The sequence below is a fragment of the Pseudoalteromonas sp. OANN1 genome, from assembly GCF_024124685.1.
Classification (GTDB): Bacteria; Pseudomonadota; Gammaproteobacteria; order Enterobacterales; family Alteromonadaceae; genus Pseudoalteromonas; species Pseudoalteromonas piscicida.
Genome location: NZ_JAMXSE010000028.1, coordinates 62,577 through 76,786 on the forward strand (window position 1 = coordinate 62,577; position 14,210 = coordinate 76,786).

10 protein-coding genes and 1 pseudogene are annotated in these 14,210 nt (G+C 39.4%); 4 read left to right on the plus strand and 7 right to left on the minus strand.

Features of this window, described 5'->3' with window-relative positions; translation table 11 throughout:
* Positions 1–362: 362 nt before the first annotated feature.
* Positions 363–938: pseudogene (locus NH462_RS19720) on the plus strand (type I restriction-modification system subunit M N-terminal domain-containing protein); the annotation flags it as partial.
* 128 nt (positions 939–1,066) lie between these two features.
* Here the strand turns inward: NH462_RS19720 and NH462_RS19725 are convergent.
* Entirely contained in the window at positions 1,067–1,330 is a 264-nt protein-coding gene (locus NH462_RS19725) for a transposase (protein ID WP_182769337.1), read from the minus strand.
* A 97-nt stretch (positions 1,331–1,427) separates the two neighbouring features.
* Here NH462_RS19725 and NH462_RS19730 point away from each other — a divergent pair, with 97 nt between their 5' ends.
* Positions 1,428–1,748, plus strand: coding sequence for a helix-turn-helix transcriptional regulator (locus tag NH462_RS19730; RefSeq protein WP_058154078.1), 321 nt, complete (start codon positions 1,428–1,430; stop codon positions 1,746–1,748).
* A 23-nt stretch (positions 1,749–1,771) separates the two neighbouring features.
* Here the strand turns inward: NH462_RS19730 and NH462_RS19735 are convergent, their stop codons facing one another.
* The 6 genes from NH462_RS19735 to NH462_RS19760 are packed head-to-tail and all read right to left on the minus strand — an operon-like array spanning position 1,772 to position 10,654.
* Positions 1,772–2,605, minus strand: a complete 834-nt coding sequence (locus NH462_RS19735) for a SprT family zinc-dependent metalloprotease (protein ID WP_253107404.1) — start codon at positions 2,603–2,605, stop codon at positions 1,772–1,774.
* Positions 2,605–5,895, minus strand: coding sequence for an HsdR family type I site-specific deoxyribonuclease (locus NH462_RS19740; RefSeq protein ID WP_253107406.1), 3,291 nt, complete (start codon positions 5,893–5,895; stop codon positions 2,605–2,607). The genes NH462_RS19735 and NH462_RS19740 overlap by 1 nt, the downstream gene beginning before the upstream one ends.
* Before the next feature lie 10 nt (positions 5,896–5,905).
* Positions 5,906–7,243 carry a KAP family NTPase gene (locus NH462_RS19745; protein ID WP_253107408.1) on the minus strand — a complete coding sequence of 446 codons (1,338 nt, stop codon included), beginning with the start codon at positions 7,241–7,243 and terminating at the stop codon, positions 5,906–5,908.
* Positions 7,244–7,247: 4 nt separating this feature from the next.
* A complete protein-coding gene (locus NH462_RS19750) occupies positions 7,248–8,486 on the minus strand; it encodes a restriction endonuclease subunit S (RefSeq protein WP_253107411.1) in 1,239 nt (412 codons plus the stop codon).
* Entirely contained in the window at positions 8,476–9,996 is a 1,521-nt protein-coding gene (locus tag NH462_RS19755; RefSeq protein WP_253107413.1) for a type I restriction-modification system subunit M, read from the minus strand. The genes NH462_RS19750 and NH462_RS19755 overlap by 11 nt, the downstream gene beginning before the upstream one ends.
* 49 nt (positions 9,997–10,045) lie before the next feature.
* The gene (locus NH462_RS19760) at positions 10,046–10,654 is read right to left on the minus strand and encodes a restriction endonuclease subunit S (protein WP_253107415.1); all 609 of its coding nucleotides are present in this window, start codon (positions 10,652–10,654) and stop codon (positions 10,046–10,048) included.
* Positions 10,655–11,110: 456 nt separating this feature from the next.
* Between NH462_RS19760 and NH462_RS19765 the strand changes: the two genes are divergently transcribed.
* Together NH462_RS19765 and NH462_RS19770 are read left to right on the plus strand one after the other, a co-directional pair.
* A complete protein-coding gene (locus tag NH462_RS19765; RefSeq protein WP_253107417.1) occupies positions 11,111–12,286 on the plus strand; it encodes a site-specific integrase in 1,176 nt (391 codons plus the stop codon).
* Positions 12,279–14,099, plus strand: a complete 1,821-nt coding sequence (locus tag NH462_RS19770; RefSeq protein ID WP_253107420.1) for a hypothetical protein — start codon at positions 12,279–12,281, stop codon at positions 14,097–14,099. The genes NH462_RS19765 and NH462_RS19770 overlap by 8 nt, the downstream gene beginning before the upstream one ends.
* The last annotated feature ends 111 nt before the right edge of the window (positions 14,100–14,210 follow it).

Sequence of the window (14,210 nt, forward strand, 5' to 3'; positions counted from 1 at the left end):
TGCTAGCTTTTGAAAGCACTTTCGTAGTCGTTAGACGTCTACAAGCGCTTAGCTGAAAAAAAGCAAAAATAGAATTTAAAAGGGTGATATAGGGACATAGATAAACCGGTTGATTACAATATAAGTTATCTAAAACTCATTACTAAATAATGGTATCGCTAAGCCAAACTACACTAAGTTCGGCCGTGCCTAATTATGTTCCTTACCTAAACACACCTTTCCCTAATACGCGCTTATCAAACCAAGGCGTGCATTGGTAATAAATAAAAGAATTACAGAGTTATGTCGCTTTCAATAGGGCGTAATTCCAAAATACATTGATAAGTAGCGCTGTAGATGACGACTACTTTTGGAATACTAAAATGGCAACGAACACAAACTTCTCTCAAACCGCTGCTTTTATCTGGTCAGTAGCTGACTTACTTCGCGGTGACTTTAAGCAATCACAATATGGTCGCGTTATTTTACCTTTTACGCTTTTACGTCGTCTTGAATGTGTATTAGAAGAAAGCAAAGATGATGTGATTGCTCAGATACCGCAGATTGACCAAATGAGCAAAACCTTAGTTGCGTCGGGTAAAGCTCCTTTAGATGAAACACAACGGGAAAAAATGCTTCTTCGAGCGACAAATGGTTTGTCATTCTTTAATACTTCACCAATGAATCTTGGCAAAATGGGCCAAAGTGATATTAAAGACAACCTTGAAAACTATATTCAATGTTTCTCAAAAGATGCCCGTGAAATTTTTGAACACTTTAAGTTTGATGAGTTTGTTGGCCTGCTTGACGATGCTAACCTGCTTTACAAGGTAGTTAAAAAGTTTGCCACCACAGACTTAAGCCCAAAAGCGATTTCAAATCACGACATGGGTTTAGTGTTTGAAGAGTTAATACGTAAGTTTGCTGAAAGCTCTAACGAAACCGCAGGGGAGCACTTTATAATGTCATCTACGTTTTTATCGAGCAAATGCCACCTAAAAACCGCCGCCTAAACTGTTACCTATATTTGGCTAAGAACTACCTTTAATATCATCTCAGTAAATCACTTTTCGAGTACGTTGAAGAATTAGCGGATCTCCCTTGCTAAAATTGAGGCTGCCTTTAACAATACTTCTCGCTCCTCAGATATTTCTTCCAACCTAGATTCCAGCTTTTTCATTAAGAACTTACTCTTTGAGTTGTTTTTCTCTTCCCTTTTTAACTTTATCCACCGATACAGGGTACTTGAGGAAATACCCAGCTCACTAGCTACTTCAGGAACTCGTTTTTCACTGTTCATTATTTTTTTAATCGCCAGATCTTTTGTATCTTGCGCATATGGCTTATTCACAGAGTGTTACTCATCATTAAACTTAGTATTCCTAAGTATACATGATAGGATAAAACTTAGAGAATCTAAGTATTATAAATTTACTTATGAATATTCATTGGAATTCATTAACCCATTGCCATACAGGCTTAAAGAAGCTCGGCTACGATCAAAACTTTCTCAGAAGTCGCTGGGAATTAAGATTGGTCTTGAGCCCAGTTCGGCGAGTGGGCGTATGAACCATTATGAAAAAGGTAGGCATACTCCGGATTTACAAACTTTAAAACGAATAGCTGAAGAGCTGGATGTGCCGCTTAATTATTTCTTTTGCGAAACGGAGGAAATGGCCAATTTTGTGGTTATGTTGCATCAATTACCAAAAGAAAAAAGAGATAAGATCCTTGCAATAATGAGTGAAGAAATTGACTCGAAAGTCTAATCTAGTTTAGCGTTGCCCGCGCATCACTCATTCAAATACATTTCCGCCATATCATCTAATTTGGCTTTTACTTCTTTCCAATTCGGCATTACTTGGGTTAACAAACGCCAGAATCTTTCGCTGTGGTTGTGCTCAGCTATATGGCAAAGCTCATGTAATATCACGTAATCAATACATTCTTTAGGCGCTTTAACAAGGTGCGGATTGAGCATCAAGTTGCCTTTAGTTGAACAGCTTCCCCATTGCTTTTTCATTGCCATTACACGAAATGAAGGAATGCCTGTTACCCAAATGGCTTTTGGAAGTAATTCAGCTAGTCGCTCATGAAAAATTGCTTTTGCTTTGTGTTGATACCATTTGTCGATTAGCGGTTTAATTTTCACCAAACGATCATCAATATCTTTGCTAGCTTCATGCTTGATTGTTACGTTCAACTTGCCACGGCTTAGTTTTACGTTAGGTACTTGCCCAGCATCATTAATAATTTTTAAGACATAGCGCTTACCGAGGTAAAACTGAGTTTCGCCACTCACATAACGCTTAGGTAAAACGGTATCTTTTTGTTTAGCAAATTCATCAATGCTTTGCCAAACCCATCTGGCACGCTTATAAACGGCTTCCTGAATAGCCTCATCACAGGCATCATGAGGCACAGTAACTACAACACGTTGGTCAGGGTGAACCTTAATAGTTACCTTGCGTGCTGTTTTTTTAGTATCATCAGCAGGCTTGGTGTTACGAATAACATCATAGTGAATGGTGTCGTTACCATAGGTAAAAACACCACGTTTATTGGTTGTTGGTCGGCTTTCTTTTCCGCAAATTGCGGCAGAAACAGCTTGCTTATTCACTTTCATTAGCCTCTTGATAAGCCGAGTCGAGTGATCTTGAGTACTTCTTCAATTAGCTTTTGCGCGTTATCAAGGCCAAGTTCAGCAAATAACATAGGTAATAACTTCATGTGGATTGCATTTTCAATTTCCGCATGATTAATGGAATACTCAGCAACAGCCGTATTGACTACATCATCAATACTAAATGCCAAGGCAACCAACTTATCATTGTCCAATGATTTTTCATTTAAGAAGTTAGCATCAAATAGGTGCTTGAATAAGCCAAAGTAAGCTTGGGCATGTTTATTCAACTTGCCTGAGTCATCCACAAACTCATCAGGCATATCTACAATCTGTCGCTCTTTTACTTCCTGTTCAAAATCCGCGAAGAGGATGTATTGCTTAACGGGCGCATCGAACATCGCTTTGGCATCTTCAATCGCCTTTTTAAGCATTTTAGAAAAATACTCTTGAGCATAAGGATCATCAGCTAAGTCTTGCTCAATCATCTTAGTTATTCGACCTGTGATTTTATCGGTCTGGTTACGAGCTTCGTCATCGCTCATATCCTGTGGCTTAACGTCTTTTCCTAAATTTCCGACCAAATACGCACCGTCAGGCTCTTTAACTTCAATACCAGCAATGTGCTTGTCTAGAAGACTGCGAATATCTTCAGCGTATTCGTCATAATTAATGGTTTCGTCAGCATCTTCACGCACTTGTTTGCGCAAATCGACAAAGGCTTTTAGATCACGTTTGTACAAGTCACGTTTGTTATCGAATGATTTATCTTCAAAGTAGGTTGCTGATTGCAATGCTACTTTCATACAGTTTGAAAATGCAGTTAGAGCTGAGTAAAAGTCATCACGCTTTTTTAGGTTGGTATCGACAAGCTTGCCATCGACATCTTGCACTTTAGGCGCTAATGCTTGGCGAAGTGCTGGGCCATCTTGCTTGTTTTTAACCCCATCAAATATCGCCCATAAATCGCTGTGCAGCCCCGGAAGCTTTTTGTATTCCGTATCCATTCGGTTATACAATCCTTTTAGGTCATCAATATCAAAGCCGCCTTGGGTGCGCTCAGCAAGGTCTTGGTACTTCTCAATAGTGGTATCAAGCTCTTTTAAAATGCCTCGGTAATCAATTAAGTATCCAAACTGTTTTTTACTATGCAATCGGTTTACACGGGCAATCGCTTGAATAAGGTTGTGCTCTTTAAGGGGCTTATCGATGTAAAGCACTGTGTTCTTTGGTTCGTCAAAGCCCGTTAGCAGCTTATCTACTACGATCATGATGTCTGGGCCATTATCTCTGCCGTATTCTTCAATAATGGCTTTGGTGTAAGCTTTTTCGTCCATCTTATTAACGTTTGCCTTCCACCAGTTTTGCACGATGTCCTTACTTTCTTGATCAACCGCCTCGTGTCCCTCACGAGTATCTGGAGCCGACATCGCAACCACCGATGTTACCGTACCAATTTTGTCCAATGCCTTCTTATAACGAATTGCAGAGGCTTTGGAATCACAAGCTAGCTGACCTTTTAAGCCTTGCTGTTTAAAGTTCTGGAAGTGGTCAGCAATATCGTATGCGATTAATTCAATGCGACCTTCGGTTTGGTAGATTTGACCTTTTTGTGAAAACTTCTTCTTTAGGTCTGTCTTTTGCTTATCACTTAGTTTGCTGGTGCTGCGTTCAAACCAAGCGTCAATGGCTTTGTCATTAACGTTCAGCTCTGGGATGCGCTCTTCATACAATAATGGCGTAACGGTTTTATCTTCAACCGCTTGCTGCATGGTGTAAGAGTGAATGATCTTACCGAATTTGTTTTCAGTCTTATCGTCCTTTAATAAGGGCGTACCAGTAAAAGCAATATAGGCTGCTTTAGGCAGCGTCTGCTGCATACGGATATTATTTTCACCGTTCTGGCTACGGTGGCCTTCATCAACAAGTACAATAATGTTTGGGCTATCGTTGTAGCATTCTTTATATTTGATCGCTGAGCCGAATTTGTTAATGATCGAAAAAATAACTCGCTCATTGCCTTTACCTATTTGTTCGGCTAAACGCTTACCAGTGGTCGCCATTGCATCTTTTTTATCTCGGTCAGTTAATACACCACCAGATGCAAAGGTTCTGCTGAGTTGATCTTCCAAGTCCACACGGTCTGTGACTATGATAACACGGCATTGTGCTAGCTCTTCAAGCCATATAAGCGCTTTGGATAAAAACACCATAGTAAATGACTTACCGCTACCTGTGGTGTGCCAAATAACACCGCCTTCACGAGCACCTGAATCATCAAACGTGTTAATTCGTTCAATAAGAGCTTTTATGCCAAATACTTGTTGATATCGAGCGACAATCTTTCCAGCTTTTTTATCAAACAAGGTAAACAGGCGAGTCATATCAAGCAAGCGCTCAGGGCGGAGTAAGCTGACTATAAGCCTATCTTGGTCGGTAACAGTTAAGTCGCCTGCTGCAAGCAATGAAAGGTAGTCATCTTTCGCTTTGACAGGACGATGATCAAACAGCCCATTTAATTGTTCATTGCTCAACTTATGATTTTTTAACCTGACAAATTCCGCTTCAGGTATTTGCTCTTCCTTCCATTTGGCCCAGAACTTTTCAGGGGTGCCGCATGTGGCGTATAAACCTTCATGCCCATTTACTGCTATTAGCAATTGGCTATAGGCATATAAATGAGGAATTTCAGCCTGACCTTGATTACGAATGTGCTGAGAAATCGCTTCAGCGTTGGTCGATTTACCTTCTTTATTTGAATCCGGGCGTTTCGCCTCGATAACCACTAATGGCAATCCATTCACAAAGCACACAATATCTGGAATGCGATTGCCAGTGCCTTCGGCATTTTGAACCACTAACTCTTCAGTAAAATGGAATTGGTTATTATCAATATTGTGCCAATCAATGAGTTTAATGGTGGGGGAGGCTTTTTTGCCATCTATAAACTCAGTAACGCTAACGCCATACATCAATGCATTGTAAATTTTCTCATTAGCCGCCTTTAACCCTAAGTTCATAGAAGGGTTTAGCTCATGCATGACTTTATCAATAGCAGCTTCTGATAATGTATGTTGTTTACCTGCAAACGAGAATGTTTGTTTGGCTAAAAAGGCACGCATAACAGGGAGTAAAATAACTTGATGAGTGCTTTTCTTTTCGTTTGCTAAGGTATTACCACGTAACGCTTCGCATTCACTTGGCGGAATAAAGGTGTAACCCAAGTTGGTTAACAATGTCAGTGCGGGTATTTTTGCGCTGAATTCTTCTTGAAATTTAACTGTCTTAGTCATTTCTAATCCTTTAGCACATTGTCAGTGTTTGAATCGCTTCAGCGCAAATAGATGCAAAGTCATCTGTTCGCCAATATCCACCCTGAAAGTAACTGGCACTTTCTTCTTTCCATACATCGACATCTTCTGTTGGAGTAAAATGCTCTTTATTATGCAAAGCAGTATAACCAAGCATATAACAGATTAGTTCCTGCTCATCAGGGCGACCTTGAATGTCAGTTGACAGATTTGATATACCAAGACAGTTACCAATATCTTTCGCATCAATTCTTTTTTGTAGTATCGATAAAGCTATTTCGGGCTGAATGCTATAAATTGCTATAGCCAATATGGTAAGCAGTTTATATCCAAAAATTGTGTTGCTCTGAAGGTTATTTGATTGGGCTAGAGTTACATAAATTTCTATATGGCGAACAACAGTCTCTACTTCTCGTAATGACAATCTATTTGCAATAATAATTTGTTCGATTGTTCTAATTGAGCCACATTCATATAGCTTCATACCTTCCAAAACATGGCTTGATCTTACTAAGTTCTTATAGTGTTCAATTGCAGCAATACTCTCACGATGAGCATTGGTATCTACTGTTTCAGGAAGAGCGATGGTGAATTTAACAAATTTATCCAAATACCGTTGAGCGTCTACTGACTGCCCATAACAATGATTTATTGACGCCTTGAGTTGCTGAGTATTAGTAATCAAAACAAATTTCACACCCTCTACATCAAAGGTATGTTTTATAATTTCAAGCATATCGACAGCAAAATTTGGTCTACATCGATCTAACTCATCAATAAACAATATAATAGGTTTAACAGCCGTAATTTCTTTTAATGCTGCTTGCAATGCTTTTAAGTTTTTGTCTGCTTTTACGTGATCTTTTAATACGGCTTCGACAGTTGCATCAATAGCCTTGTCTGCTGTTTTCTGGATTTCTTTGTCAAAATCATCTGCAACATCTGCTATATCTTGCCTCAGAAGGTGTGAAACTCCCGCTTTAGCAATTGTCTTTAGTCCATATCTTACAGTAGGCAAAGCCTTCTTAATGAAACTTTGTTTACTGTTTTCATCAGGTAAAACTTTAATTACCTCAGCGAGAACAGTCATTAATGGCTCATCAGAATGATCAGCTTTAAATGCATCAATATAAATTAAATGATGTGTGTCATTACCTTGCATCAGGTTTATCAGTTTATGACAAAATTCAGTTTTACCCGTACCCCAGCTACCATCTATCACCATAGGGGAAATATCGATTTCCGCTTGTAATAATGAAATAGCTTTTTCAGCGATACTTTTACGCTTAAACTCATCTCGCTCATCAAATGTTAATTCTGTAATATCCATATGGTTATGCGACTTCCTTATCGTCCACTTTTACTCTGCGTTTACCTGTTAACAACTGTTGCATTAGCGCTTTCTTTTCTTGCTGTAAGTCAGCAAGCTGCTGTTCTAATAGCTCGATTTCTTGGTCAGCGTTCAGTAATACTGCCGAAATCTTTTGCTGCTCCTGAAATTTAGGAATATGAAAGTGGAGTCCTTCAAAAGCACTCTTAGAAAGCTCTAAGAAAGTTGAACCACTCGCTTTGCTAATTAGTTTATGCTTATAGAAATTTAAAAGGTAATACACAAATTCAATATTAGTATTCTCATTTGGAACGATGTTTTTAAAACCTTGGTTGGTGCTCATTTCATGACTTGCAATTGCCATTTCACCTATCGTTGCACGAGTACAAACAAGCAATGTGCCCTTAGGGAGAAGTTTTGCAGAGCTGTTTTTAATACCATCCATAGAAACTAGTCGAGCAGTTGACTCAATGTAGATAATATCTTGCTTAGTAATATCGGTAGGTGTTACCCAGTTTATATCACCATCCCAATATTCAGGCTTTGTTGTACTCGGTGTTCCACCAGAGGAAATATTCCCTAACTCTGAAAGACGTTTTTCATCCCACTCACCCTCATACGGTTTACCTGAATCATCAAGTAGACGCTTTTTGCCAGTGAGCAGTTGCTGCATCAGGGCTTTTTTCTGCTGTTTACTGTTGTCGATTAGGCGCTCGGTGGTGCTAATCGCTTTATCCCAAGTGGATAGGATTTTGGCGATTTTGCGTTGTTCTGGTAGTGTTGGAGTTAATACTTTAATTTTATCAAAATCAGCTTTACCAACATTTGGTTGAGCAGCCTCATTGACTATATTTTCTATTCTCTTTTGAACAGTGAAAGAAATAAGAAAATAATAAAGAAAGTCTTTATCCAAAAAACTAGCTTTAGGTTTAAAATTACCTACTCGGTAGTTTTGTAAACATAACTCAATGTCTTCTTGAACCTTACAGGTTTTACCTAGTGTGCCACCAGTCAACGCCATTAAGACATCGCCAGCTTCAATTTGGTATTTGGAAAACTCACTAGCTAGTTCTTCTGGAATGTAGGAGCATTTTTCAAGATTAACTCCTCGAAGATGTGAAATGCTCGCAATTTTTACTATCGGCACACCAGATTCAGAAAAGTGATGTTCTCTAAATTGAAAACCATGAATTAATTCTGCTACAGAATTGAAGTTATTTAATGTCCATCCATTAGGCACCATAACCCAACTCCCTTAAGTAGCCTTCCATTTCCGCTTCAAGGTTTTGCAGCTCATTTTTCAGTTGTACACGCTCAGTGCGTACTGCCACTAAATCAATCTCTGCTTCTTCTTCAAAGGTATCAACATAACGAGGGATGTTGAGGTTAAAGTCGTTCTCTTTGATTTCATCAAAACTGGCAAGGTATGCGTATTTATCTACATTTTCACGAGCCTTATAGGTGTCGATGATCTTTTGAATGTTTCCGTCAGTTAGCTGGTTTTGGTTTTTACCTGATTTGAATTCGCGACTGGCATCAATAAACAACACATTGTTATCTGTTTTGTGTTTTTTAAATATCAAAATGGCGGCTGGGATGCCTGTGCCGAAGAACAACTTTTCTGGCAGGCCAATCACTGTGTCTAGCAAGTTTTCTTCAATCAGTTGTTGGCGGATTTTTCCTTCACTTGATGCTCTAAATAACACACCATGTGGCACAACCACACCCATGCGACCTGTTTCGGGCTTGAGGGTTTCAATCATGTGGCTGATAAAGGCATAGTCACCTTTGGTTTTCGGTGGAATACCTCGTCTAAAGCGCCCATAAGGGTCGTTACTGGCATCGTCATGTCCCCACTTATCTAATGAAAATGGCGGATTTGCCGTTACTACATCAAAGTGCAGTAAGCCATTACCGTCTTTCTCTTTTAGTAGCGGATTACGAATGGTATCGCCCCATTCAATGCGGTGGTTATCTTCACCATGTAGGAACATGTTCATTTTGGCGAGCGCCCAAGTTGAACCAATCGCTTCTTGCCCAAATAAGGCGTACTTTTTAGAGCCAGAGTTTTTACGCACCATAGCGCCACATTTTAATAGCAATGAGCCACTGCCTGTACATGGATCGCAAATTTGGTCGCCTTCAACTGGCTCTAAGACGGTTGCTAAAAGGGTTGAGACCTCTGGTGGGGTATAGTATTCACCAGCGGTAGCGCCACTACCAGCAGCAAAGTGTTTGATAAGGTATTCGTAGGCATTGCCGATAATATCTAAACTGCCCACTCGCTCAGAACTTAAATCAAGAATGTCTTTACCAAAGTCTTCCAGTAAGTGCCGAAGTAAGTCGTTCTTTTGCTTTTCTTGTCCTAGGCGGTCAGTGTTAAAGCTGATGTCTTGGAAAACGTTTTTAAGCTTGCTGCCGTTGGCTTCTTCAATAGCATGAAGGGCTTTATCGATTCGCTCACCATTGCCTGCTTCATAGCGTTTTTCGTATAAGTCCCAAAAGCTCGCGCCTTCTGGCAGTACAAAACGCTGCTTCGACATCATGGCATGTATTAAGTCTGGGTTATCGCCATACTGAGTAATGAGCTTGTTGTATTCGTCTTTGTATACATCAGAGATGTATTTTAAGAACAGCATGGTCAGGATGAAGTCTTTATAAGTATCGGCACTGATAACGCCACGGAAGGTGTCACAAGCGGCCCATACCGCTTTGTTGATATCGTCCTGATTGATTTGAACATTGTTTTTCATGTGTTTCTATTCCCAAATTTTATTTAATTTTTCTTCGGCTATTCAGTAATCAAATGCCTAGCTCTTGCAATGCAATGGCTTCTAATTGTTGTTGCCGATTTTGTATTAACTTTTTCAGTGTCTTTTGCTCTTTTACGCCACATTGATGTAGTGCAGTGAGCCGGTTTTGCTTTTCAATCTCTAGTAGCTTAATTGGTACGCTTTCTAAAACCTGTCTTCGAATACTCAAATACATAGAACCTTCAGCGGTTGTTTTAAAATAGCGCTGTGCAGGTTGTTGATTTAATTGCCAGCACAGAAAGTTAGGTGAAATTAAAGCACTATATTCAGGCTTCAATCGCACTAGAAAAAAGTGAGGCGAGCAGACCGTTTGCTCTTTTATATTTTCAACTAGAACACAGTGGTGTTTTGCACCTTTTGCTACAAATAGCACATCTCCGTTTTGTAACCAGTCGGGTTGCTTTTTAGTTTTTAAGTGAGTTTTAACAATACTATCGTGGTTAATTTCGCCCGTTATTTCAGTATCCCTAACCTGGATGACATTGACTGTCCCATCCGTGTATTGCTTGATTGAGCCTCTGAATGGATGCCCCAAGCGAATATCAGCGAGTTCATGGAGTAGTAAGCTCTGTGCAACGTGCTTTGTTTGCGCTTTCATAAGGTCTCAGTTTTACCTTTACCAACACTTTTTCATCTTCTAAAAGCTTTCAAAAACGCGCGGCTTGATTGCTCTAAGTTGCGCAACTTTTTGTCTCTGATGAAAGCTTCATTCATCTTGCAATGGTGGATTATCTTAAAGCATACGTCAATTTGTTTTTGCAGTAACGGCATACTGCAATTTTGCATTTGACTAAAGCAAAACTTGCCGCTATATTTTTTGCAGTATTTAAATGGAGCAGTTTATTTGAGTGTAATCTACCCTAATATTGTTAATCGAACCGTTAATCTAGGTAGTCTGCCTTACATTTCTGATGTTAATGAGCAAGGTTATCGCGAAGTTATGTTTCACGAGGACCGTTTTATTGAGCGTTTTCCAAGAGTGTTATCACTTAATAGGCTACAGGATGCTCTTGAAATAAATTTGTTCCTTGAGCACAGGTATAAAGGTTTATTCATGCCCCCTAAGCGAGGCGGAAACAAGAATCCACTTGGTGGTGTGTCACTTGTAACCGTGCAGTCGTTAGCGAATTCTATGAGTTTATTCTTGCAATGGGTTGAGAAGAATAATGTGGACTGGCAAGAGGTTTATGCTGTGAGTGACAGCGATAAAGCAAAATACTGGTTGCCTGTTTATCGGTATCGCAAGCATCTTATAGAACAAGTGATTTCAAAGGGTATTGAGCGAGATACTGCAAACCTGTACATCAACCATGTGAGGCAGTTTTACGAGTGGGCAAGAAAGCAAAATAGAATTGATAAAGTGCCATTCAAATACAAAACCAAGATTATTAAGAAAAAGCGTAAGGACGGCGGTTTAGACTTGCTATTTACCGATTACGGTAGCGATGAAAAAGGGTTTACCATTACCACCACTGACTTACTGATCCCTAAAAAGTACAAGCAAAAGAAACCAGGTGATGCGGGTTTATCGCCTTATAGCAAAGAGGAACTTAAGCTGCTCTATGCTAGCAGAGAGCTCGCAAAGCAAGGTGCTAAATTGCGAGTGGATTTAGCAGTGCAATGTGGCTTACGTGCAGAAGAAATAGCGACTTTTAGTGCTAGTCATGTTGTTGATCCTGCCTTGGGTAATAAAGCAATTTATTACTTAACCATAATCGGCAAGTACGATAAGGAGCGCACGATAATGGTGGCAAAAGGCTTGATGACATCACTTTGGCAATATCGTAACGGCAAAGAACATCAAGATAGATTAGCTAAGTGGCAGCTTGAACATGGTAACTGTGATGATGCTCCACTGTTTCTTAATCGCTCTGGTGATTTCATGTCTCGTAAATCTATAGGCAATGTGATCTCGAAAGTGCGACAAGAGTTGGCACCGTTTGGTAAATCACTTAAGCGAGATTTTCATGACTTACGTTCAACATTTGCCACCAATCTAGCGGGCTTCCTTATCCACAAAAATTTACCCATTGGCTTTGTTCAATACAAGTTGATGCAGTTGATGGGCCATGCAGATTTTTCAACGACTCAAAAGTACATCAATTTCGCTCGTTCATTAACGTTTGATAAGCAAATGGCAAGTTGGGTAGATAAGTTATTTGGAGAACTTGTTGAGCCTTTACAAGAGGCGGCATTTAATCCTGGTTTTTCAGGAGAAGTAAATGCTTAATGGTGTTCTAAACTTTTCTCGCTTAGAAACTCAGTTGAGTGAAAATGTGACTGCTGAAAGCAGTAAGCGCGTAAAATTACATGTCCAATTTTTTAAACGGATACTGATGCGATATGAAGTTTTACACGGTCATTGTCATAGGCTGGTTAAGGACATTAACTCGTTAATCGATAGGGATTATTGGCTCAAGTTAGAGGTAAAATCAGCTTATCTTGAGCCTAAAGATGACGTCCTATTCAGACGTTGCTTGTTTCATTTTGCCAGTACGATAAGTGAAGTAAAATCCAGACCCAGTAGCGTATTTGTTTTTGATACTAACATTGATCTATTAAATTGGTATCGAAAAAACTTCGAGTTAGGAAGTGACTTACATGAGGCTTTAACTAACTGGAACTTGGATTCTGGTTTAGCTGGTAGTACAACTAGGTTCTATGCACAGAAAGCGCTGATGTGCTTACATCTCTTGTTTGATAAAGCACCGAAACTAGCTGATTTAATATCAAAGCATGGTTTAAGTTGGTTTAGATCGAGTCAGCACTTTAAAAATGTCTTTCATGAACACCCAATAGAAGATCGGAACAAAGTTCTTCAATCAGCTTTACTTTCAGTGCTTAGAGTAAATTACCCAAAGCGCTTTTCAACAGTCAAAATTGCAATCAATAGAAAGTCTATTGACGTAACTGATTTGGCACAGTCAGAACCGGTTTTAATCAAACAACTTCAGGCCGTTGCAGATTCTGAAAAGTTTAAGGGAGACTTAGAGCATAGCATTGAGGCTATGACCAGGCGGTTTTTAGCTATTGTTACTAGTATCCGTCGGTTTTCTGAGGAAAAACCTGATGCATTCAAAGAGCATGGACTCGATAACTTTAAGGCAAATAATTTTTCGCTACTGAAAGAAGCTAAAGCTGCCTTAAGGAAAGACCAGTTCTCAGAGCTTTTACTGGTGGTAGAGCAACATTTAGGCGAGAAAATACACCGTCATGACTATATCGCTCATTTATTGCCGTTTTATTTTAAACGATACGAAAGTTTCCGATGTATCGACTATAGTGAGGTTGCTTTAACTTGTCCTAGCTTGATGCTCGAAATTGAGCAGTTGCACCGATCAGAAATAGCGTTATTGCCTGAAAAAAATTATAACATCGAAACTCTTCATTCTAGATTTTCTAAACTCAAGCGCCTAATAGTTAATTATCTGATTCCAAATTATAAAAAAGAAGTTTTAGAGCATGGGTTTCTATGTTTAGGCATGGACCAGAGTTCTATCCAAAAAGCTATATTTGAGCAACTACAAGGTGCAGTTAAAAGTAAATCTATAAGTATTCGTAGTGGTGCATCATATACGGAAACAATGCGATGGCTTATGACTATTACAGGCCAAGAGACGATAGAAGCTTTTAAAATATCTTACAAAAGGCATCAGCGTCACGCTAGGAGGTTAAGAATTGAAGACTTATACAGCGACAGTGAGTTGAGAGAACTCATATTCTTTATTGAGAAAGGGATTAATGAGGTTCAGAACTCCAAGCAGTTACTGGCCTTATACTTCGCTCGAATTCAAATTAAAAGCTGTTGGAACACATCGCCAATGGTTGATATTGAATTGAGTGATATTACCGATGTAACCCTACCGACTGCACAAAAAAGTATAACTTTACTGCTGCAAAAGCCAAGAAAAGGGTATGACATTGATACTTACTCTTTGGATGGACGAGCTGTAAACAGCGTAATGCGTGATATTTTATTTGTTAGAGATACTATTACTAAAGATTACCGAAACCTCGCAGCTCCTGCTGTAGTGGTCAACTAATTTTGGCCACAGTTTTAGAATCTTGGTATCTAACCTCAGATTCATTTGGCGCTAAACCAGCATTATAATGATGAGGCCTAACGTTGTTATAATATCCGTTGATATAATCAC

Coding starts and splice junctions, on each gene's coding strand:
- NH462_RS19735 (WP_253107404.1), bottom strand. CDS start 2,605: ATGAAAGTGAATAAGCAAGCTGTTTCTGCCGCAATTTGCGGAAAAGAA.
- NH462_RS19740 (WP_253107406.1), bottom strand. CDS start 5,895: ATGACTAAGACAGTTAAATTTCAAGAAGAATTCAGCGCAAAAATACCC.
- NH462_RS19745 (WP_253107408.1), bottom strand. CDS start 7,243: ATGGATATTACAGAATTAACATTTGATGAGCGAGATGAGTTTAAGCGT.
- NH462_RS19750 (WP_253107411.1), bottom strand. CDS start 8,486: ATGGTGCCTAATGGATGGACATTAAATAACTTCAATTCTGTAGCAGAA.
- NH462_RS19755 (WP_253107413.1), bottom strand. CDS start 9,996: ATGAAAAACAATGTTCAAATCAATCAGGACGATATCAACAAAGCGGTA.
- NH462_RS19760 (WP_253107415.1), bottom strand. CDS start 10,654: ATGAAAGCGCAAACAAAGCACGTTGCACAGAGCTTACTACTCCATGAA.
- NH462_RS19765 (WP_253107417.1), top strand. CDS start 11,111: ATGCCCCCTAAGCGAGGCGGAAACAAGAATCCACTTGGTGGTGTGTCA.
- NH462_RS19770 (WP_253107420.1), top strand. CDS start 12,279: ATGCTTAATGGTGTTCTAAACTTTTCTCGCTTAGAAACTCAGTTGAGT.